Below are 20,913 nucleotides of genomic sequence, written 5' to 3'. Positions count from 1 at the left end.
ATCCGGTGGGATGAGGTCGAACCGCTGCGCTCGGGGCGGCCCCTAGCGCAGCCGCTTCAACACATCGAGCGAGGCATGGCCGTCCGGCACCAGCCCCCGTGACCGCTGGAAAGCGCGCAGGGCTGCGACGGTGCGCGGGCCGATCCGGGCATCCACCCCGTGCGTGTTGAAGCCCGCCGCGGTCAGGCGGCGCTGCAACTCCATCCGCTCGGCCCGGGTCAGGGCGCGGTCGTCGCGGGGCCAGCCGCCGCGGATCTTCGGGCCGCCGGCGATCCGCTCGGCCAGGTGGCCCACGCCCATCGCGTAGGCGTCGGCCGGGTTGTAGCGTCGGATCACGTCGAAATTCTTGAACACCAGGAAGGCCGCGCCCTTGTGGCCAGCCGGCAGGAACAGTCGCGCGCTGCCGAAATCGCGCACCGGGCGGCCATCCATCCCGGTCACGCCCAGCCGCGCCCAGGCCGAGGGCATGCGTTTCGTCTTGCTGCCCACCAGCCCGTAATCGAAGCCGCGCGGCAGCTGCACCTCGACCCCCCAGGGCAGCCCGCGCACCCAGCCGTTCCGGGCCAGGTAATTCGCGGTGGAGGCCAGCGCATCGGCCGGGTCCTCGCCCCAGATGTCGCGCCGCCCGTCGCCGGTGAAATCCACCGCAAGCGCTTCGAACGAGGTGGGCATGAACTGGGTGTGGCCCATCGCGCCTGCCCACGAGCCCTTCATCCGCGCAGGCGTCGTGTCGCCCGATTGCAGGATGCGCAGTGCCGCGACCAGCTGCGTCTCGAAGAACCGCGCGCGCCGCCCGTCATAAGCCAGCGAGGCCATGGAGCGGATCACGTTGTCCTCGCCGCGGAAGCTGCCGTAGTTGGTCTCCATCCCCCAGACCGCCAGCACGACCTCCTTCTCGACGCCGTAGCGCGCCTCGATCCGGTTCAGCAGCGGGCCGTGGCGGCGCAGCGCGGCGCGCCCGTTGGACACGCGGGTGTCGGACACCGCGCTGTCGAGATAGTCCCAGATCGTCTTGGAGAACTCCGACTGGCTGCGGTCGCGCGCCACCACGCGCGGGTCGAACCGCACGCCGGCAAAGGCCGCGTCGAAGACCCGGGCCGAGATTCCCTGCCGCAGGGCACGGGGCCGGAAGTCGCGCGTCCAGGCGCGGAACCCCGCCTCGGTGCCATCGACCCCGTCGACCTTCGGCAGCAGCGCCGCCGGGCGCGCCCGCGGCCGTAGCGAACGCGCGGGCGCCACCGTGAAATCCGGCATCATCACCGCGCGGCCGACGATTTCCTCGACCGCCACCGCCACCGGCCGCGCCTTGGGACGCAGCGACACCTCGACCGTACCGGCGCAAACCGGTCCTACCCCCATGGCCGCGCAAAGCGCCCAGGGCACAAGAGATCTGTTCATGGATTCTTCCGACTGCTCGTCTTGTTTTGCACCATCATAGCGCGAAACGCAGCCTGTGCGAAGGCGTCAAATCGGGGCGGCAAGGCCCCGCGCATTGGCCTCGCTCAGGGCTTGGCGCGGCGCTGGCGCGAGACCTTGCGACGGGTCTTGGCGTCCTTCTTCTGGGCCTTGGCGGGCTTGCGCCGGGGTGAGGGACCGTTGCGGCCCGGCTTGCGCCCGCGCGACACGCGGCGGCGGCCGCCCTGTTCGACGGTCTCGTCATCCAGCTCCAGCAGCTCGAAGGCGATGCCGCCGGTCACCGGCGCGGCCTCGACCAGCTTGACCCGCGCGCGCTGGCCCAGCCCGATGATCCGGCCCGAATCGGCCCCCATCAGCGTGCCGGCATCGCGGTCGAAATGGAAATACTCGTTGCCCAGCGTGCTGATCGGCACCAGCCCGTCGGCGCCGGTCTCGTCCAGCTTCACGAAGAGCCCGAACTTGGCGATGCCCGACACGCGGCCGGTGAACTCGGCCCCCAGCCGGTCGCTGAGATAGGCGGCGAGATAGCGGTCGGTCGTGTCGCGCTCGGCCATCATGCTGCGTCGCTCGGTATCCGAGATATGCTGGGCCGTGCTCTCCAGCGTCTCGAGATCCTGCTGGCTCAGCCCGTCCGGCCCCCAGCCATGCGCGGTGATCAGCGCCCGGTGCACGACAAGGTCGGCATAGCGCCGGATGGGCGAAGTGAAATGCGCGTAGTTCTGCAGCGCAAGGCCGAAATGCCCGAAATTCTTGGGGCTGTAGTAGGCCTGCGTCATGCTGCGCAGCGTGGCGAGGTTGATCAGCTCGGCCTCGTCGCCGCCGGCGGCGTCATGCAGCAGGCGGTTGAGATGCCGGGTCTTCAGCACCTGCCCCTTGGCCAGCACCAGCCCCGCCGCCTCGGCCGTGTCGCGCAGGCTCTCCAGCTTGTCGGCCGGCGGCTCCTCGTGCACGCGGAACAGAAGCGGAGTCTTCTTGGCGATCAGCGTCTCGGCGGCGGCCACGTTGGCCAGCACCATGAAGTCCTCGATCAGCCGATGCGCATCCAGCCGCTCGACGAAATCCACGCTCTCGACCTTGCCCTCCTCGGTCAGCACCACCTTGCGCTCGGGCAGGTCGAGATCCAGCGGCTGGCGGCGGTCGCGCGCGGCGGCCAGCGCCTTGTAGGCGCCGAAGAGGGGGCGGATCACCGGCTCCAGCAGCGGTCCGGTGCGCTCGTCCGGGGTGCCGTCCATGGCCGCCTGCACCTGCTGATAGCTGAGCGAGGCCGGCGAGCGCATCAGCCCGCGCACGAAACGGTGCGACCGCTTGTTGCCCTCGGCATCGATCACCATGCGCACCGCGATGCAGGCCCGCGGCACGCCTTCATGCAGCGAGCAGAGATCGCCCGACAGCCGGTCGGGCAGCATCGGCACCACGCGATCGGGGAAATACGAGGAATTGCCCCGCTTGCGCGCCTCGACATCGATCTTCGAGCCCGGGGTGACGTAATGCGCCACGTCGGCGATCGCGACCCAGAGGACAAAGCCGCCGGGGTTCTTCGGATCGTCATCGGGCTGGGCCAGCACCGCGTCGTCATGGTCGCGCGCGTCCCAAGGGTCGATGGTGACCAGCGGCATGTCGCGCAGGTCCTCGCGCCCCTTCAGCCCGGCGGGTTTCATGCCATCCGCCTCGGCCAGCACCTCGGGCGGGAAATCGTCGGGAATGCCGTGCTGGTGGATGGCGATCAGCGACACCGCCTTGGGCTCGGACGGGTCGCCCAGCCGCAGCACGATGCGCGCCCGCGGCAGGCCAAGGCGGGATTTGGGCCCGGCCTGCTCGGCCTCGACCAGTTCGCCATCCCGAGCGCCGCCCGCGGCATCCGCGGCGACCTGCCATTCCTTGTCCGAACCCTTGTCGATCGGCAGGATCCGCCCGCCCTCGGCGCCCTTGCGGAAGATCCCCACCACCCGGCGGGGCGAGGCGCCGATGCGCCGGATCAGTCGGGCCTCGTAATTGTGATCCTCCTCGTGCACCACCTGCAGCCGGGCCAGGATGCGGTCGCCCTCCCCCAGCGCCGGATCGCTGGCGCGCGGCACGATCAGCACCACCGGCTCCACCCCCTCGCCATGCCATTCCAGCGGCTGCGCGAACAGGTCGCCCTGGTCATTGGGCGCCTTGACCTGCAGCACGCTGACCGGCGGCAGCCGGTCGGGATCGCGATAGGTCTTCTTGCGCTTCTCCAGGTGGCCCTCGGCCTCCAGCTCCTTGAGCAGCCGCTTCAGGTCGATCCGGTCCGCGCCCTTGATGCCGAAGGCCTTGGCGATCTCGCGCTTCGAGGTCTGGGTCGGGTTCTCGGAGATCCACTCGAGGATCTGGGATTTGGTGGGCAGCTGTGTCATGCCCGACCCCTAGCACGCGCCCCGGGCCGCGTCATGCCGAAAGCCGACCTGCCGCGCGCGCCCCTGGCTTCTTCTCTTTCCAAATACTCATGCCAAGCGCGGCCGGCCTCCCCGGCCTCCGGCCCGGCGCGCGCCCGGCCCCGAGGGGCCCGTCACCGCGTCTTCAGGTCGGCGGCCCTGTCCACGTCCCGCAACCTGTCGACCAGCCCGACCCGTGCATCGGGGACCGAGGCGATGCTGTCGGCCAGCGCATGCCGCGTAGACCAGCGCGTGCCGCGGAACAGGCCCCGTGGCACGCGGTTGCGCACCCCCACCAGCCAGTAGCCGCCATCCTCGGCCGGCCCGAAGACCACGTCATTCGGCCCCAGCGCGCGGAAGGCGCGCCAGATCGCGGTGCGGTCGATGCCGGGGATGTCGGCGCCCACGAGGCAGGCGGGGCCGGGCGGGGTGGCGGCCAGGGCACGCGCCATGCGTCGGCCCAGGTCGCCCGGCCCCTGCGGAATCCGGGGCAGGTCGGCGGGCCAGCCCCGGAAGGCCATCCCCTCGCGGTCCGGCGCCACCGCCAGCACGAGCCGCCAGCGCGGGTCGCGCAGCCGGCGCAGCAGCTGCGCCGACTGGTGCCGGAACCACCAGGCCGCTGCCACATGGCCGATCTCGCGGCCAAGCCGCGTCTTGACCCGGCCCGGGCGCGGCGCCTTGAGCATCACGATCAGCGTGCGCTCAGGCAAAATAGTCCCGCAGGATGCGGCCGTAGATCGCCTTGAGCTGGTGGATCTGCGCCACCTCCACGCGCTCGTCCACCGCGTGCATCGTCTTGCCGACCAGCCCGAACTCGACCACCGGGCAGTGATCCTTGACGAAGCGCGCATCCGAGGTGCCGCCCGTGGTCGACAGCTCCGGCGTCACGCCGGTCTCGGCCGCGACGGCCTGCGTGACGAGATCCGACAGCGGGCCCGGCGGCGTCAGAAAGCTCTCGCCCGAGATCTTCACCGTGACCTCGGTGGTCGTGCCGAACGCTGCGTCGTTGGCGGCCGCCTCGCTGCGCAGCCAGTCCGTCAGGGACGCGCCGCTATGGCTGTCGTTGAAGCGGATGTTCAGGCAGGCGCGCGTCTCGGCCGGGATCACGTTGGTGGCCGCGTTGCCGGTGTCCATGGTCACCACCGCCAGCGTCGAAGGGTCGAAATGCGCGGTGCCTCGGTCCAGCTCGTGCGCCGAGAGCCGGTCGACCAGTCGCGCCATCGCCGGGATCGGGTTCAGCGCGCGATGCGGATAGGCGGAATGGCCCTGCGTGCCCCGCACGGTCAGCCAGGCGTTGAGCGACCCGCGCCGGCCGATCTTGATCATCTGCCCCATGAAATCGGGCGAGGTCGGCTCGCCCACGAGGCAATCGGTCATCCGCTCGCCCTCGGCCGCCATCCAGTCCAGCAGCGCCAGCGTGCCATCGGTGGACTCGCCTTCCTCGTCGCCGGTGATGGCGAGGATCACGGCCCCCTCGGGCGGCGTCTCGGTGACGAAATCCACCGCCGCGGCGACAAAGGCGGCGACGCCCGATTTCATGTCCGTCGCGCCGCGCCCGTAGAGCATCCCGTCCACGATCTCGGCGCCGAAGGGATCGTGGGTCCAGTCCTCGCGCCGGCCCACGGGCACCACGTCGGTATGGCCGTTGAAGCCGAAGCTGCGCGCCGCGCCCTTCTCGCCCCAGCGGGCGAAAAGGTTGGCGATGCCGTTGCGGTCCACCCGGGTGCAGGCGAACCCCGCCTGGTCCAGCGCCTCCTGCAGCAGGGGCAGGGCGCCGCCATCCTCCGGCGTGACCGAGGGGCAGCGGACAAGGCGGGCGGTCAGGTCGGCCGGATCGAGGGGCATGGGCGTCTCCTTTGCGGGCGGGGCTGGTCTTGGCTAGCCCGGCGCGGCGGCAAGCGCAAATGTGGCGCAATTGCATCAAGACCGGGGCGCTGCCGGGAGGTCAGCGTAAACAATCCGTTAACAGGACCGCCGCCGCGTGTTATCCACAAGTCAAACAAGAACGCCGAGGCAGGCGAGCAGTCATATCCCGCAGCCCCCCGCATCGCCGGTCCCCAGACCGGTGTCCGCGGTGCTGTGTCCCCATGCCTCGCAGATCGCAAGGAACCGGCATGGTCGCGCCCAGTGAACTGCCCATCAACACCAATGCCACCGCCACCCAGATGGCCCAGACCATCATGGGCGACGGGGTCACGATCGTCTCGGCCTCTTATACCGGGGATGGCCGGTCCTCGGGGATCTACAGCGACGGGCTGGACACCTCGCCCGGCGTGGCGCCCTCCGATACCGGGGTGATCCTGTCGACCGGCCGGGCCGCGGATTTCACCAACAGCGCCAGCCGGTGGTGGTGGTGGAACTCCGACGATTCCAACCAGAACACCGACACCTCGACCAACACCTCGGGGCCGAACAACCAGAGCGATTTCAACGCGGCCGCCGGCGCCAACACCTATGACGCGTCCTACATGGACATCGACTTCATCCCGACCGGCGACACGATGACGATGCAGTTCGTCTTCTCGTCCGAGGAATATCCCGAGTACCAGACCTCGCTCTACCAGGATTTCGTCGGCGTCTGGATCAACGGCACGCAGGTCGATGTCGAGATCGGCGACGGCGATGTCGACCCGCGCAACGTCAACGACAGCACGAACGAGAACCTCTTCGTCGACAACACCGACGACCAGTACAATACCGAGATGGACGGGTTCACCGTCACCATGACCCTGACCATCCCGGTCAACCCGGGGCAGGTGAACTCGATCCGGATCGGCGTGGCGGATGTGCTGGACACGCAATACGATTCCAACCTGCTGATCGCGGCGGATTCGGTGCAGACCACGCTGGTCGCGCAATCCGACCAGGTCACCGTGAACCCGACCGGCAGCAGCACGCTGGACGCGCTGGCCAATGATGACAACGCCACTGGCGGCACGCTGAGCATCACCCATATCAACGGCATTGCGGTCTCGGCCGGGGACACGGTCACGCTGAACACCGGCCAGCAAGTCACCCTGAACGCCGATGGCACGATGAGCGTGCTGGGCGATGGCGACGAGGAGACGATCAATTACACCTACACCGTCGCCAGCTCCACCGGGCAGACGGATGTGGGCTATGTCACGGTCGAGTCGGTGCCCTGTTTCGTGGCCGGCACGCTGATCGACACGGTCGCGGGGCCGCGCCCGGTCGAGACGTTGCGCCCCGGCGACCTTGTCGAGACGCGCGACCGCGGCCCGCAGCCGCTGCGCTGGATCGGCCAGCGCACCGTCGCCGCGACGGGCGATTTCGCGCCGGTGCAGATCTCGGCCGGGGCGATGGGCGATCACGATGCGCTGCGCGTCTCGCCGCAGCACCGGATCCTCGTGCAGGACGTGATGGCGCATCTGCTCTTCGAGGATCCCGAGGTGCTGGCCGCGGCCCGGCACCTCGTCAACGGCCAGTCGATCCGCGTGGTCGAGGGCGGCCAGGTGACTTATGTGCACCTGCTCTTCGACCGGCACGAGATCATCCGTGCCAACGGGTTGCTCAGCGAAAGTTTCCTGCCCGGGCCGCAGACCGCCTCGGTCTTCGCGCGCGAGACGCTGGAGGAGATCGTGGCGCTCTTCCCCGAGCTCGACCCGGCCACCGGCGCGGGCTACGGCCCGGCCGCGCGCCGCATCCTGCGCCGGCACGAGGCCGCGTTGCTGCGCGGGGGGCGCGCCGCATGAGCTGGATCGCGATCTCGGGCAAGGGCGACGGCTGGGTCTGCCCGGATGCATTCGGGACCACCCGCGACACGCTGATGCCGCGCGGCTCGATCCTGATCGAGACCCGCCTGTCGCCCGACGGGCGGCCGCAGACGCTGCTGTCCTATGACCGCCTGCACCCCTGGCCCGGCGCGATCTCGTTCCGCGCGGTGCCCGGCGGCGGCATCGTGCTGGTGATGAGTCAGGGCGACGAGGTGTTCCACACGGTGCTGCAGCACCGTCACGAGGCGCGCACCGACGTGCTGCGCGTGACCTTCACCTGGGACAGCGAGGCGCGCTGGGGCCGGGTGGCGGTTGAGCGGCCCGAAAGCGACACGGTGGTGGTGCAGCAGACCCCGCCGCCGCCGCCGCTGCTGCTGGAAGACATCTACACGCTGACCCGGCGCCCGCAGCTCTGCCAGAAGGATGACGACGTGCTGTTCTTCGCCGTCTCCGACGAGATCGAGCCGGTCGGGCCGATGCCGTCGCTGGTGGCTCAGGTGCCGGTGCTGACCGGCGAGGGCTATCGCCCGGTCGGGGACCTGCGCTGCGGCGACACGGTGCGCACATGGTCGGGCGAGCTGGTGCCCGTGCTGCACCGGGTGACACGGCAGGTGCCGGCGCTGGGCTCGTTCCAGCCGATCCGCCTGCGCGCGCCCTATTTCGGGCTGCAGCGCGATCTTGTCGTGGCGCCCTACCAGCGGCTGGTGATCGGCGGCACCGAGGTCGAGTACCTGTTCGGCCGGAGCGCGGTGCTGATCCCGGCGCTGAGCCTCGTGAACGGGTTCGCCGCGGTCTACGAGGAGGGGCTGCGCCGGGTGCGCTACCACCACCTGCTGCTGCCCGGCCATGCCCAGCTGGTCGGCGCTGGGGCGGGGCTGGAAAGCCTCTATGTCGGCCGCCTGCGCCGCCGCCGCGACCAGCTGTCCCAGACGCTGCTGGCCGACGTGCCGCACAACCTGATGCCCGAACACACTCGCGCCGGCCTCAAGGTGCTGCGCCCCTTCGAGGCCATCACCCTCGCCGAGGCCCGCGTCGCCTGAGACGGCGCCGTTCGGCCGCCGCCTGCGAATCGAGGCGGATCGGTCATCCGGGGGGCGTGAGGGCGTGCTGTGACAGGGTCGGGCTGGCGTGCCAGACGGAGTTCGGCACACGCCTGCGCGGCGCCAGGGCCCGGGCAGGGGGCATGGGTTGGTTTCGGGGCACGGATCCGTGTGAATTTCCGAAAACCGCGTTGCATTTCAGGCCAGGTTTGTTGACAAAACCATGATCCTGGACTTGGCAGAGTGGCGCATGAGCATCGACAGCAGCTTCCTCCCGATCATCTCGCTATTGCCGTTCCTCGGCGCGCTGGTGCCGGGCCTGATGATCCGGGCGGGGCGGACGGCCTGTGCCACCTTCACCGCCCTGCCGACTTTCCTTGCGCTGGTCATGCTGTTGATCCTCGCGCCCGGCGTGATGCGGGGCGAGGTCTACACGGCCGAGATCGCCTGGCTGCCGCAGCTGGGGCTGAGCGCGAGCTTCTTTCTCGACGGGCTGGGGCTGCTCTTTGCGGTGATGATCCTGGGCGTCGGTCTGCTGATCACGCTCTACGCGCGGTTCTACCTGTCCAAGGACGACCCGATGGGTCAGTTCTACACCTACCTGCTGCTGTTCCAGGGCGCGATGCTGGGCATCGTGCTGTCGGACAACATCCTGCTGCTTCTGGTCTTCTGGGAACTGACCTCGCTGTCCTCCTTCCTGCTGATCGGCTACTGGAAACACCTGCCCGAAGGGCGGCAGGGCGCGCGCATGGCGCTGGCGGTGACCGGGGCCGGCGGGCTGGCGATGATCGGCGGGATGCTGATCCTCGGCAATATCGTGGGCAGCTACAACCTGACCGACATCCTCGCCGCCGGCGACCAGATCAAGGCGTCGGACTGGTATGTGCCCGCGCTGATCCTGATCCTGCTGGGGGCCTTCACCAAGTCGGCGCAGTTCCCGTTCCATTTCTGGTTGCCGCATGCCATGGCCGCGCCGACCCCGGTCTCGGCCTACCTGCATTCGGCCACCATGGTGAAGGCCGGCGTCTTCCTGATGGCGCGCATGTGGCCGGCGCTGGCGGGGACAGAGATCTGGTTCTACCTCGTGGCCACGGTCGGGCTGATCACCATGGTGCTGGGCGCGGTGATCGCGTTGTTCAAGGACGACCTGAAGGCACTGCTGGCCTTCTCGACCGTCAGCCACCTGGGCCTGCTGACCATGCTTCTGGGCTTCGGCACCAAGGCGGCGGCCATCGCGGCGGTGTTCCACATCATCAACCACCTGACCTTCAAGGCGGCGCTCTTCATGACCGCCGGTATCGTCGACCACGAGGCGCATACCCGCGACATCAAGCGGCTGGGTGGGCTGGCCCGGCTGATGCCGGTCACGGCGACGATCGGGACGGTGGCGGCGCTGTCCATGGCCGGCATCCCGCTGTTCAACGGCTTCATCTCTAAGGAGATGATGCTGGAGGAGGCCTCGCACACCTACTGGTTCCAGAACCCGTGGATCGTGCCGGCGCTGGCCACGCTGGGGGCGCTGTTCTCGGTTGCCTATTCGTTGCGCTTCATCTTCCACGTCTTCGGCGGGCCGGTGCGCGACGACTATCCCCATCACCCGCATGACCCGCCCTTCGGCATGTATGCCGCCCCGGCGCTGCTGGCCGTGCTGGTGGTCGTGATCGGCATTGCGCCCTTCCTGGCCGAGCCGGTGGTCAAGATGGCGGCCAATGCCGTCACGGGCGCCGAGACCAAGCCCTATCTGAAGATCTGGCACGGCATCAATCCGGCGCTCTTCATGTCGGTGGGCGCGATCCTGGGCGGCGCGGTGCTGCTGGCGCTGCACCGGCCGCTGGACCGGGCGTGGATCGCCGCGCCGCGCCCCGAGGCCAAGGTGATCTTCGACGGGCTGGTCGCGACGGTGGTCCGCTGGACGCGCGGCATCAGCGAGGCGCTGCACAACGGCGCCATCAGCCGCTACCTCGCCTATTTCGTCACCGCCACGGTGATCGTGGGCTTTGCCGCCTACCAGGGCGGTGCGCTGGGCGCGCCCACGCGCGAGATGCTGCCCGTGCCGATCCCGGTCTTCTTCGGCTGGCTGCTGCTGATCATCGCCACGGCGACCGTGGTGATCCTGCACCGGCAGCGCTTCCTGGCGCTGGTGGTGATCGGCGTGGTCGGGCTGATGGTCTCGGCCGGTTTCGTCTACCTCTCGGCGCCGGACCTCGCGCTGACGCAGATCTCGGTCGAGACGGTGACGATCATGCTGCTGCTGCTGGCGCTGCATTTCCTGCCCAAGGAGACGCCGGCCGAAAGCACCGGGCTGCGGATCGGCTCGGACGCGGTGGTGGCCGTGGCGGCGGGCCTGGCCGTGGGGCTGCTGGCTTTCGCCTTCATGATGCGCGATTTCGACAGCATCTCGGCCTATCACCTGGCCAACTCCTACAAGGGCGGCGGCGGCACGAACGTGGTCAACGTGATCCTCGTGGATTTCCGGGGCTACGACACCTATGGCGAGATCATCGTGCTGGGCATCGCGGGCCTTGCGATCTTTGCCCTGATGGAGGCGCTGCTCTCGGGGCCGGCCGGTGCGCGACTGCGCAATTCCAGCTATGATCTCGACCGGTCGCGCGACCGGCACCCGCTGATGATGGTGGTGGTGACGCGGCTGATGCTGCCCATCGCGATCATGGTGGGGGTCTACATCTTCCTGCGCGGGCACAACCAGCCGGGGGGCGGCTTCGTCGCGGGGCTTGTCGTGTCGATCGCGCTGCTGATGCAGTACATGGCCTCGGGCTTTGCCTGGACCACGCGGCGCCAGAAGATCAAGTATCACACGCTGATCGGGCTGGGCGTGCTGGTGGCCGGGCTGACCGGCGCCGGCGCGTGGCTGGCCGGGCGGCCCTTCCTGACCAGCGCCTTCGGCTACGTGCATCTCGAACCGATCGAGGAGTTCGAACTGGCCACCGCGGCGCTGTTCGACCTGGGCGTGTTCCTCTGCGTGCTCGGCGCGGTGATGCTGATGCTCTACAGCCTGTCCCGCATGGCACGCCATGCCGGCGAGACGGTGAACAAGGAACCGATGGGCTACGACCCCTCACGCGCGGTCGAATCCCTCAGGAAGAAGGCAGAGTGACATGGAAATTCTTGTGGCCAGCTCCGTCGGTACGCTGACCGCCGCCGGGGTCTACCTGATCCTGCGCCTGCGCGCCTTCCCGGTGATCCTGGGCCTGGCGCTGCTGTCCTACGCGGTGAACCTGTTCCTGTTCTCCACCGGCCGGCTGGCGATCGACGCCGCGCCGATCCTGAACCCCTATGGCGAGGCCAGCTATACCGACCCGCTGCCGCAGGCGCTGGTGCTGACCGCCATCGTGATCTCGTTCGGGATGACCGCGGTGCTGGTGATGTTCGCGCTGGGCGCCTACCTGGAGGCCGGTGACGACAGCATCGACGTCGAGAGCCCGGATCCCGCCGAGAAGGAGAGCGGCGCATGAACCACTGGATCATCGCGCCGGTCGTGCTGCCGGCGCTCCTGGCCCCGATCATCGCCTTCGTCATGCGCCACGACATCTCGCTGGCGCGGGTCGCCTCGGCCGCAGGCACGGTGGCGCTGGCCGCTATCGCGCTGGGGCTGGCCGTGCTGGCCGCCGATGGCGGGGTGCAGGTCTACAACCTGGGCAACTGGCCCGCGCCCTTCGGCATCGTTCTCGTGCTGGACCGGCTTTCGGCGATGATGGTGCTGCTGACCGCGGTGCTGGCCCTGCTGGTGCTGTGGCACGCCATCGCCACCGGCTGGGACAATCGCGGGCGGCATTTCCACGCGCTGTTCCAGTTCCAGCTGATGGGGATCTGCGGCGCCTTCCTGACCGGCGACGCGTTCAACCTGTTCGTCTTCTTCGAAGTGCTGCTGATTGCCTCCTACGGGCTGATGATCCACTCGGGCGGCAAGGTGCGGCTGCAGGCCGGCCTGCAATACGTGGTGATGAACCTTGCCGGCTCGACCCTGTTCCTTTTCGCGCTCGGCACGCTTTACGCCACGACCGGCACGCTGAACATCGGCGACCTGGCGGTGAAGGTGCAGGCCATGGACCCGGGCGAGACCGCGCTGATCCGTGTCGCCGCGATCCTGCTTCTGGTGGTCTTTGCCATCAAGGCCGCGCTCTTCCCGGTGCATTTCTGGCTGCCGGCGACCTATGCCAACGCGCCGGCGCCCGTGGCCGCGCTGTTTGCCATCATGACCAAGGTGGGCGCCTACGCGATCCTGCGCATCCACACCACCGTCTTCGGGCCGGGCACCGGCGCGACCGAGGGGCTGGTCTCCACCTGGCTCTACCCCGCGGCCATCGTGACCATCGCGCTGGGGGCCTTCGGCGTGCTGGGCGCACGGCGCCTGTCCTCCCTGCTGGCCTTCTCGGTCGTGGGGTCCATGGGCACGCTGATGGTCGCCGTCGCGGCCTTTACCCCCGAGGCCACGACCGCCGCGCTCTACTACCTTGTGCATTCGACCTTTGCCGCCGCGGCGCTCTTCTTGGTCGCCGATCTGGTGCTGACCCGCCGCGGGTCGGACTTCCTGCGCGCCGAGGCGCCCACCGTGCAGAACGGGCTGTTCGCGGCGCTGTTCTTCGGGGGGGCCATCGCCATGGCCGGCATGCCACCGCTCAGCGGGTTCCTCGGCAAGCTGCTGGTGATGGACACGCTGCGCGACCCCGACACGATCGCGCTGACCTGGACGGCGATCCTGGCCGGCTCGCTCCTGACGATCGTGGGTTTTGCCCGGGCGGGCAGCGTGCTGTTCTGGAAATCCACCGCGCAGACCGACACGCCTGCGCCCGACACTGCCGAGGCGGTGACCGAGGTGGCCGGCCCGCAGCCCGTCGGCGTGGCCGAGGCGGCGCCCAGCATCATGGCGCTGGCCATCCTGGGCGGGCTCGCGGTCTTTGCCGGGCCGATGACCCGCTATGCCGAGGGCGCCGCGGCCGAGCTCTTCGATGCCTCCGCCTATATCGAGGCGGTGCTGGCCGAGCCCGAGATCCCGCCGCTGGACGAGCCTTCCGCGGATGGCGACACGGACGCGGCGCATGACGCGGGCGAGGAGCATTGAACATGGTCAAACGCATCTTCCCCCATCCGCTGCTGAGCCTGACGCTGGTCATCGTCTGGATCGTGCTGGTCAACAAGGTGACGCTGGGCAACCTGCTTCTGGGCGGCTTTCTCGGCATCGCCGTGCCGATCCTGACCTCGGCCTACTGGCCCGGTCGACCGCGCCTGAAGCGCCCGTGGCGCACGCTGGACTACGTGGCCGTGGTGGTCTGGGACATCATCGTCGCCAATGTCGAGGTGGCGGTCATCGTGCTGTTCAAGCCCAATGCCAAGATCCGCTCGCACTGGGTCACCATCCCGCTGGACCTGACCTCGCCCGAGGCGATCACCGTGCTGGCCGGCACGATCACCCTGACGCCGGGCACGCTGACCGCGCTGCTCTCGGCCGATGGCGGCAGCCTGCTGGTCCATTGCCTGCACACCGACGACCCGGAAGAGATCCGGGACACGATCAAATCGCGCTATGAACGACGGCTGATGGAGATCTTCCAATGATCGAATACGCGCTGATCTTTGCCCTGACCTGTTTCGGTGCGGGCCTTCTGTTCAACCTGTGGCGCATCGTGCGGGGCCCGGGCCGGGCCGACCGGATCCTTGCGCTGGACACGATGGTGATCAATGTCATCGCCCTGCTGGTGCTGTTCGGCATCTCGAAGGGAACGGCGGTCTATTTCGAAGCCTCGATGCTGGTGGCCATGGTGGGGTTCGTGTCGACCGTCGCCTATTGCCGCTTCATCCTGCGCGGCGACATCATCGAGTGAGGAGGCCCCCATGCTGGCAGAAATCGTGATCTCGGCCTTCCTTGTCATCGGCGGCATCTTCGGGCTGGTCGGCTCCTACGGGCTGCTCAAGCTGCGCGACTGCATGCAGCGGCTGCACGCGCCCACCAAGGCTTCGACCGTGGGGGTGGGCAGCGTGCTGATCGCCTCGATGCTGTATTTCCTTCTGGTCAAGGGGCAGGTGTCCTTTCACGAGGTGATGATCACGCTCTTCCTCTTCCTGACCGCGCCGATCACCGCCCATTTCATGGCGCAGGTCCATGTCCGGCTGCGCGAAAGAGAGGACGACCTTCCCGAAACCGACCGCGATTTCGGCTGGTCGATCTACGAGGACCCGCCGGTCTACGGCGACGGCGACTGATCGGGCGTCGCCTTCGGCCCGATGCCCGCGCGCCGGCATCGCCGAAGGCACGGAACCCCTGACACCCGATCCGCGTTCTCGCTGCGATGAAACGATGGAGACGGGGGCAGCATGGCCAGGAACGATCGGCCCAGCATCAAGGATGAAGAGACCTACGAGTCGCTGCGCGAGGATGGCTATTCCAAGGGCGCCGCGGCGCGGATCGCCAATGCGCAGGCCAATTCCAGCCAGAACCCGTCGAAGAAGGGCGGCAAGGCGCCACCCTACGAGGACTGGACCAAGGATGAACTCTATGACCGCGCGCAGGAGCTCGAGATCGAGGGGCGCTCGGACATGACCAAGGACGAGCTCATCGATGCCTTGCGGGACCAGCGCGATGCGGACTAGACCGGGCGGGACCGTGGCAGCAACGCAGGGAGACGCAACATGAGCTTGGAAATCACCGGGATCGGCGGCTTCATCCTGCTGGTTCTGGATATCTGGGCGCTGGTCTCGATCGTGGGGTCGCGCGCCAGTACCGGCAAGAAGGTACTCTGGTGCCTGTTCGTCGTGCTTCTGCCGCTTCTGGGCTTCATCGCCTGGCTGCTGTTCGGACCGCGCGCCAAGTCATAGATCAGATCAACGGCCGGGGGCGCGCATGCTGCCGGTCGAGATGGCCCATCGCATAAAGCTCATCGCGATCATGCACGATCAGCGTCCCGCCGGACCAGCTGGCGATCTGCTTCTCGCGCAGCTTGGCGAGCGTCTTGTTTGTGTGCACCAGTGACAGGCCCAGCGCATCGGCCAGGTCCTGCTGCTTGTAGGGCAGGGGGACCGCGTTCTCGCGGCATTGGCCAAGCGCGCTGAGCCGCATGTAGAGCTTGCCAAGCGCCCATGAAATCTTTTCCTCGGCAGTCATCTGCCCCAGCGCCTGCAGGGCCTCGCCCAGCAAATGCTCTTCACTGGCCGCCAGGTAGGTCAGGTCGAAGGCGCGCTCCGGCTGCTGCTCGAACAGCTGCCACAGGTCTGAGCGGTTGAAGACGCAGAGCACCATGCGCGTCGTCGCCTCGACCGAGTGGCGCATCGCGTCCATCACGCCCGATTGCAGTCCCACGAAATCGCCGGGCAGCACGAAGCCCACCACCTGCCGTCGCCCGTTGGGCAGCGTCTTGGAGCGCAGCCCCATTCCCGACAGCACGGTGAAGAGCTGGCTGGAGGATGCGTCCTCGGCCAGGATCTCGGTGCCGGGCTGCGCCGCGAACTCGCCGGTCTTGAACCGTTTCATGAACGCCACTTCCTTGGACGACATGGGCAGGAACAACTCCAGCTGGCGCAGGGGGCACGTGGCGCAATCGATTTTCATTCTGGGCGTGTCCTATGTCTTGGTTTAATGCAGGCGGATCCGATTCGTGACACTCACTGCCCCATGACAACGACGACCATAGATTTCGCGACACCGGCGCGGGCCAGCACACGGGCCGTGCTATTGTCTCACAACATGTTGGAAGCAGAGGATTTGCGTGACGCGCTGCAGCGGCGCGGTTTCCGGCGGATCGACCTCGTCAGATCGCCGGAAGAGATGATCGACGAATTGAAGGCCATGCAGCCCCAAATCGATCTTGCGATCATCGCGGCGGATGCGTCCCTGCCGGGCGCTGACGCCTGCGAGGCGCAGGCCGTGAGATCCGGTGTCGGCCTGCTCCGCGTGCGTGACAGCCGCGGCGAAGAGGGCCGCGGGATCGCGACCCTCCAGAGGCCGTTCACCGACCGGGCGGTCAACCAGGTGCTGAACGCGCTGGGATTCTGATCCCAAGGCGCGCTCAGGCCTTCTGCTTGATGGCCAGCCCGATCAGCACGCCCAGACCCGCGGCGCCGGCGAGCGCCATGACAGGGTTGCGCTGCACGATGCGCGACAGGTCGTCATGCGCCTCGGCGGCCAGCACGCGGCCGTAATCCACCTGGTCGGCAGCGGCATCGCGGGTCTGCCCGGCGCTTTCGCGCACGCGCTCGCTGGCCGCCTCGTAGGTGTCCGACGCCTTGTCGCGCAGCGCCCCGACCCGGCCGGGCTGGCGCGGGGCGTCCTTTTCCATCGAGTCGGTCTTGCTCAGTTCCGCATTGGACATGGGATACCTCCTTGATTGTCACCCGACAAACACGGACCTGCGACCGATTGTTCCCGACGGAACTTCCGGTTCCGCACCTCGTTGACTGCGGTAATCGCATGCAACGCAAGGAGGCGGTCATGCTGTACTGGGCACTGATGTTTCTGGCCGTTGCGCTGATCGCCGGGCTGTTCGGGTTCGGGGGCATCGCAACGGCGTCGGCCGGGATCGCGCAGATCCTGTTCTTTCTGTTTCTCGCGCTCTTCGTGGTCGCGCTGATCGTGCGCCTGACCCGCGACCGGACCTGACGGCGCGCCCCGGCGCGCTATGTCGCGCAGCTGAACATGACAGGAGACACCATGGACAGACGCGACGCGCTGGTCGAAAGCTTCATGACCGAAATGGGCCATTGCACGAAGGGCGAGACGCTGTTCCTGCAGGCCGTCGAAGAGGTCGCGCGCCACGTGCTGACCGTGGAAAAGAACGACCCAAGCTTTGCCGCCGCGCGGGTTCTGGCACGGCTGGTCGAGCCCGACCGCATCCTGTCTTTCCGCATCACGTGGGAGGATGACGACGGCAAGGTGCAGATCAACCGCGCTTGGCGGGTACAGGCTTCGAACGCGATCGGGCCCTACAAGGGCGGTCTGCGCTTTCACCCGGCGGTGGATCTGGACACGCTGAAGTTTCTCGCTTTCGAGCAATGTTTCAAGAATGCGCTGACCGGTTTGCCGCTGGGCGGCGCCAAGGGCGGTGCGGATTTCGATCCCAAGGGGCGCAGCGATGCCGAGATCATGCGTTTTTGCCATGCGCTGATGCGCGCGCTGGCCCCGCATATCGGCCCCGACAAGGACGTGCCGGCCGGCGACATCAACGTGGGCACGAAAGAGATCGGCTGGCTCTTCGGCGCCTACCGGCAGCTGGCGGGCGCCTATCAGGGCGCGCTGACCGGCAAGGGGCTGAGCTATGGCGGCTCGGCCATGCGGGTCGAGGCCACGGGCTACGGGCTGATCTATTTCGTCGAGCGCATGTTGGCCGAGCAGGGCGAGGATCTAGCCGGCAAGCGGATCGCCATCTCCGGCAAGGGCAACGTGGCCAGCCATGCGGCCGAGAAGGCCGTGCAGCAGCGCGCCTGCGTGCAGACGCTGTCGGATACCTCGGGCACGCTTTTTGCGCCCGACGGCATGGGGCAGGAGGCGATCGCCTGGGTGCAGGGTCAGAAGGCCGCGGGGCGCGGCATCGACACCCCGCCCGACGGGCTGGGCCTGCAGTTCAAACCCGGCGCCGTCCCGTGGGAGATCGCGCCCGAGATCGCGCTGCCCTGCGCCACCCAGAACGAGCTGGATGCCGACATGGCGCGGCAGCTGGTCGATGGTGGCACGCGGCTGGTGGCCGAAGGGGCGAACATGCCGCTGACCGCCGAGGCGGTCGAGATCGTGACCGGCGCCGGTCTGGCCTATGCGCCCGGCAAGGCGGCCAATGCGGGCGGTGTCGCCGTCAGCGGGTTGGAGATGAGCCAGATGAGCCATCGCCAGTTCATGTCCGCCGAGGAGGTCGACCGCGAGCTTTGCGTCATCATGCGCGACCTGCATGCGCGGGTGGCCGAAGAGGGCCGCGAACCGGGCGGCATCGACTATGTGCGCGGCGCCAATGTCGCCGGTTACCGCCGTCTCGCGCAGGCGATCTCGGCGCAGGGGATCATCTGACCGCGACGCCGGGTCGCGCAGCTCAGGTGACGCATCGGAACCTTTTGGCGGAACTCACCCGCCGCACGCCCGTTGAGTCCGCCAAAAGGGAGATCTGACATGAAAGACGCACTGACTGTTGTTCCCAGTACCGACGACGTCTCGACCGGCGTTCGTGACACGCAGGTGATCGCCTCGGGCCTGTCCGACGCGTTGGCCGACACCTACCGGCTGACCTTCAAGACCCATGCCTATCACTGGAACGTCGAGGGGCCACTGTTCTACTCGATCCACAAGCTGACCGAGGAGCAGTACGAGAACATGTTCGCCGCCGCGGACGAGCTGGCCGAGCGCATCCGCGCGCTGGGAGAGCTGGCGCCGCAGAGCATGGCCGACATCGTCGCCCGCTCGCGCGTCGAGGACCGGGCCGGACCGCTGAGCGCCGCCGATATGATCGAGGATCTGGCCAGCGATCACGAGAAGCTAGCGCACCGGCTGCATGCCATCGTCGACCTGGTCGAAGGTCGCAAGGATCCGGTCACCGAGGATCTGGCGACCGAGCGCAGCGCCTTCCACGAGCAGGCCGCCTGGATGCTGCGCGCGATCGGGAAGTCGTGACCGCGACGCCTGTCCGGACACGAAAAAGCCCGGGGCCGACAAACCCCGGGCATTTTTCTCTACGCAAACGGGCTGCGCGGCGATCAGGCGCGCAGCGTCTCGGTCGAAGAGAAGAACATCGCCTGGCTGACGGCCGAGCGGACCTGGTCCTCGGAATAGGGCTTGGAGATCAGGAAGGCCGGCTCAGGCCCCTCGCCGGTCAGCAGACGCTCGGGGAAGGCGGTGATGAAGATCACGGGCAGGTCGCCATGCGTCTTGAGGATGCGGTTCACCGCGTCGATGCCGCTGGAATTGTCGGCCAGCTGGATGTCCGACAGGATCATGTCGGGCTTCTCGGCCTCGGCCAGTTCCAGCGCGGCGGTCTCGGTCCGGGCGACGCCGGTGATCTTGTGGCCCATGTCGGCAACGATGCCCTCAAGGTCCACGGCGATGATCGTCTCGTCCTCGATGATCATGACGCGGCCCGACAGCGAGCGCGACATCTCGTCGATGGCGATATCGACCAGCTGCTTGGCCTCGGTCGAGGACACGCTCATGATATGGGCGATGTCGGCGTAGGGAAATTCCTCGATCGTGTGCAGCAGCAGCGCCTCGCGCGTGCCGGTGGTCAGCTTGGCCAGGTGTTCCTGCGCCTTGGAGCGCAGCCCATCCTCGTCATCGGCCAAGGCGGCACCGCTGGTCGACCAGATGCTGTGGAATACCTTGAACAGCGCCGTCTTCGGGGCCAGACTGTCATCATACGAGTGAGGATCGCTCAGGATCGCTTCGAGAGCGGCCATCGCGTAGTTGTCCCCGCTGACCTGAGAACCCGTCAGCGCGCGCGCATAGCGCCGAAGGAAGGGCAGGTTGTCACCGACTTTGGAGGCGAGGTCCCTGGAGGTGCCGTTCATGTTCAGATCCGTCCTGTTTTTTTGCAATTGCCGGGAACCCAACGTCGGTTTCCGCGTTTGGTTCCAGATAATGCGCGAAAAAGACGAACTCAAATAGAGCACCCACAGAGCACCCCATGTCGAACAACGCGAGAACATCAAAGTTGCAGCAGGAAATTGATGCGAACCTGAAGCGGGCCTACGAAGAGACCCTCAACGAGGACGTGCCCGACAGGTTCACCGACCTGCTGGCCCGTCTCAAGGCCGCCGATCAGGACGGCAGTCCCGTACAGGAGCACGCCGATGAGCGGTGATCCCAGAGACGAAATCGTCGAGCATATCGGCGCCATGCGGGCCTTCGCCATGAGCCTGACGCGCAACTCGGCGCTGGCCGACGACATCGTGCAGGATGCGCTGGTCAAGGCGTGGACGAATATCGACAAGTTCGAGGCCGGCACCAACATGCGGGCTTGGCTGTTCACGATCCTGCGCAACACGCTGTATTCCTATCACCGCAAGCACAAGCGCGAGGTGCAGGACAGCGATGGCGCGCTGTCTGCGGGCCTGTCGAACAAGCCGCATCATGATGGTCGGCTGCAGATGCGTGACTTCAACCAGGCGTTCGAGACGCTGAATGCCGAACAGCGCGAGGCACTGGTGCTGGTGGGGGCCGGGGGACATTCCTACGAGGAAGCCGCCGAGATCTGTGGCGTCGCCGTCGGCACGATCAAGAGCCGGGTGAACCGGGCACGCAGCCGCCTGGCCGAGCTGATGCAGCTGAACGACGACGAGGTGCTCGAGGCGACGGATATCGTCACGGCAGGGATCGTGGCCGCGAATCCTTCGGCAGCGTGAGAC

General features: G+C 67.8%; 23 protein-coding genes. 16 read left to right on the top strand and 7 right to left on the bottom strand.

Features of this window, described 5'->3' with window-relative positions; genetic code table 11:
- Positions 1-42: 42 nt before the first annotated feature.
- The 4 genes from AVJ23_RS12075 to dapE form a co-directional block, all read right to left on the bottom strand.
- Positions 43-1,398 carry a lytic murein transglycosylase gene (locus AVJ23_RS12075; RefSeq protein WP_058862445.1) on the bottom strand — a complete coding sequence of 452 codons (1,356 nt, stop codon included), beginning with the start codon at positions 1,396-1,398 and terminating at the stop codon, positions 43-45.
- A 104-nt stretch (positions 1,399-1,502) separates the two neighbouring features.
- On the bottom strand, positions 1,503-3,794 hold the full coding sequence (gene rnr, locus AVJ23_RS12070; protein WP_058862444.1) for a ribonuclease R: 2,292 nt from the start codon (positions 3,792-3,794) through the stop codon (positions 1,503-1,505).
- A 152-nt stretch (positions 3,795-3,946) separates the two neighbouring features.
- On the bottom strand, positions 3,947-4,498 hold the full coding sequence (locus AVJ23_RS12065) for a TIGR04282 family arsenosugar biosynthesis glycosyltransferase (RefSeq protein WP_058862542.1): 552 nt from the start codon (positions 4,496-4,498) through the stop codon (positions 3,947-3,949).
- A 16-nt stretch (positions 4,499-4,514) separates the two neighbouring features.
- Positions 4,515-5,657, bottom strand: a complete 1,143-nt coding sequence (gene dapE / locus AVJ23_RS12060; protein ID WP_058862443.1) for a succinyl-diaminopimelate desuccinylase — start codon at positions 5,655-5,657, stop codon at positions 4,515-4,517.
- A gap of 269 nt (positions 5,658-5,926) precedes the next feature.
- Here dapE and AVJ23_RS12055 point away from each other — a divergent pair, with 269 nt between their 5' ends.
- From AVJ23_RS12055 to AVJ23_RS12010, 10 genes are all read left to right on the top strand, one after another.
- Entirely contained in the window at positions 5,927-7,525 is a 1,599-nt protein-coding gene (locus tag AVJ23_RS12055) for a Hint domain-containing protein (protein ID WP_058862442.1), read from the top strand.
- Complete coding sequence (locus AVJ23_RS12050; protein WP_058862441.1) at positions 7,522-8,586, top strand: Hint domain-containing protein; 1,065 nt, start codon at positions 7,522-7,524, stop codon at positions 8,584-8,586. Before AVJ23_RS12055 ends, AVJ23_RS12050 begins: the two co-directional genes overlap by 4 nt.
- Positions 8,587-8,836: 250 nt before the next feature.
- A complete protein-coding gene (locus AVJ23_RS12045) occupies positions 8,837-11,701 on the top strand; it encodes a monovalent cation/H+ antiporter subunit A (RefSeq protein ID WP_058862440.1) in 2,865 nt (954 codons plus the stop codon).
- A gap of 1 nt (position 11,702) precedes the next feature.
- A complete protein-coding gene (locus tag AVJ23_RS12040) occupies positions 11,703-12,059 on the top strand; it encodes a Na+/H+ antiporter subunit C (RefSeq protein WP_058862439.1) in 357 nt (118 codons plus the stop codon).
- Positions 12,056-13,666, top strand: a complete 1,611-nt coding sequence (locus AVJ23_RS12035) for a monovalent cation/H+ antiporter subunit D (RefSeq protein WP_058862438.1) — start codon at positions 12,056-12,058, stop codon at positions 13,664-13,666. Before AVJ23_RS12040 ends, AVJ23_RS12035 begins: the two co-directional genes overlap by 4 nt.
- Positions 13,667-13,668: 2 nt before the next feature.
- Positions 13,669-14,160: a Na+/H+ antiporter subunit E gene (locus AVJ23_RS12030; protein WP_058862437.1), complete on the top strand. Its 492-nt coding sequence runs from the start codon at positions 13,669-13,671 to the stop codon at positions 14,158-14,160.
- Positions 14,157-14,426, top strand: a complete 270-nt coding sequence (locus AVJ23_RS12025) for a K+/H+ antiporter subunit F (RefSeq protein ID WP_058862436.1) — start codon at positions 14,157-14,159, stop codon at positions 14,424-14,426. The genes AVJ23_RS12030 and AVJ23_RS12025 overlap by 4 nt, the downstream gene beginning before the upstream one ends.
- Before the next feature lie 10 nt (positions 14,427-14,436).
- Entirely contained in the window at positions 14,437-14,805 is a 369-nt protein-coding gene (locus AVJ23_RS12020) for a Na+/H+ antiporter subunit G (RefSeq protein WP_058862435.1), read from the top strand.
- 111 nt (positions 14,806-14,916) lie between these two features.
- Entirely contained in the window at positions 14,917-15,192 is a 276-nt protein-coding gene (locus AVJ23_RS12015; protein WP_058862434.1) for a DUF7218 family protein, read from the top strand.
- A 39-nt stretch (positions 15,193-15,231) separates the two neighbouring features.
- Positions 15,232-15,417 carry a PLD nuclease N-terminal domain-containing protein gene (locus tag AVJ23_RS12010; RefSeq protein WP_058862433.1) on the top strand — a complete coding sequence of 62 codons (186 nt, stop codon included), beginning with the start codon at positions 15,232-15,234 and terminating at the stop codon, positions 15,415-15,417.
- A gap of 1 nt (position 15,418) precedes the next feature.
- On the opposite strand, the gene AVJ23_RS12005 is transcribed toward AVJ23_RS12010, so the two are convergent.
- Positions 15,419-16,147 (bottom strand): Crp/Fnr family transcriptional regulator, encoded by a 729-nt coding sequence (locus AVJ23_RS12005; RefSeq protein ID WP_058862432.1) that lies wholly within the window; start codon positions 16,145-16,147, stop codon positions 15,419-15,421.
- 63 nt (positions 16,148-16,210) lie between these two features.
- Here AVJ23_RS12005 and AVJ23_RS12000 point away from each other — a divergent pair, with 63 nt between their 5' ends.
- Positions 16,211-16,591: an ANTAR domain-containing protein gene (locus tag AVJ23_RS12000; RefSeq protein WP_058862431.1), complete on the top strand. Its 381-nt coding sequence runs from the start codon at positions 16,211-16,213 to the stop codon at positions 16,589-16,591.
- Positions 16,592-16,604: 13 nt separating this feature from the next.
- Here AVJ23_RS12000 and AVJ23_RS11995 read toward each other — a convergent pair whose 3' ends face one another.
- On the bottom strand, positions 16,605-16,907 hold the full coding sequence (locus AVJ23_RS11995; protein WP_058862430.1) for a DUF883 family protein: 303 nt from the start codon (positions 16,905-16,907) through the stop codon (positions 16,605-16,607).
- A gap of 119 nt (positions 16,908-17,026) precedes the next feature.
- Here AVJ23_RS11995 and AVJ23_RS22265 point away from each other — a divergent pair, with 119 nt between their 5' ends.
- From AVJ23_RS22265 to AVJ23_RS11985, 3 genes are all read left to right on the top strand, one after another.
- On the top strand, positions 17,027-17,194 hold the full coding sequence (locus AVJ23_RS22265) for a DUF1328 domain-containing protein (RefSeq protein ID WP_084794525.1): 168 nt from the start codon (positions 17,027-17,029) through the stop codon (positions 17,192-17,194).
- A 51-nt stretch (positions 17,195-17,245) separates the two neighbouring features.
- Positions 17,246-18,589: an NADP-specific glutamate dehydrogenase gene (gene gdhA, locus AVJ23_RS11990; RefSeq protein ID WP_058862429.1), complete on the top strand. Its 1,344-nt coding sequence runs from the start codon at positions 17,246-17,248 to the stop codon at positions 18,587-18,589.
- 99 nt (positions 18,590-18,688) lie between these two features.
- Entirely contained in the window at positions 18,689-19,186 is a 498-nt protein-coding gene (locus AVJ23_RS11985) for a Dps family protein (protein WP_058862428.1), read from the top strand.
- 83 nt (positions 19,187-19,269) lie between these two features.
- Here the strand turns inward: AVJ23_RS11985 and AVJ23_RS11980 are convergent, their stop codons facing one another.
- The gene (locus tag AVJ23_RS11980) at positions 19,270-20,076 is read right to left on the bottom strand and encodes a response regulator (RefSeq protein ID WP_058862427.1); all 807 of its coding nucleotides are present in this window, start codon (positions 20,074-20,076) and stop codon (positions 19,270-19,272) included.
- A 116-nt stretch (positions 20,077-20,192) separates the two neighbouring features.
- Between AVJ23_RS11980 and AVJ23_RS23080 the strand changes: the two genes are divergently transcribed.
- Positions 20,193-20,369 (top strand): NepR family anti-sigma factor, encoded by a 177-nt coding sequence (locus tag AVJ23_RS23080; protein WP_169795941.1) that lies wholly within the window; start codon positions 20,193-20,195, stop codon positions 20,367-20,369.
- Complete coding sequence (locus AVJ23_RS11975; RefSeq protein WP_058862426.1) at positions 20,359-20,910, top strand: RNA polymerase sigma factor; 552 nt, start codon at positions 20,359-20,361, stop codon at positions 20,908-20,910. The genes AVJ23_RS23080 and AVJ23_RS11975 overlap by 11 nt, the downstream gene beginning before the upstream one ends.
- Positions 20,911-20,913: the final 3 nt, after the last annotated feature.

It is taken from the genome of Pseudoponticoccus marisrubri (assembly GCF_001482405.1).
GTDB classification, from domain to species: domain Bacteria; phylum Pseudomonadota; class Alphaproteobacteria; order Rhodobacterales; family Rhodobacteraceae; genus Pseudoponticoccus; species Pseudoponticoccus marisrubri.
This window is presented reverse-complemented; position numbering and strand designations above follow the sequence as displayed.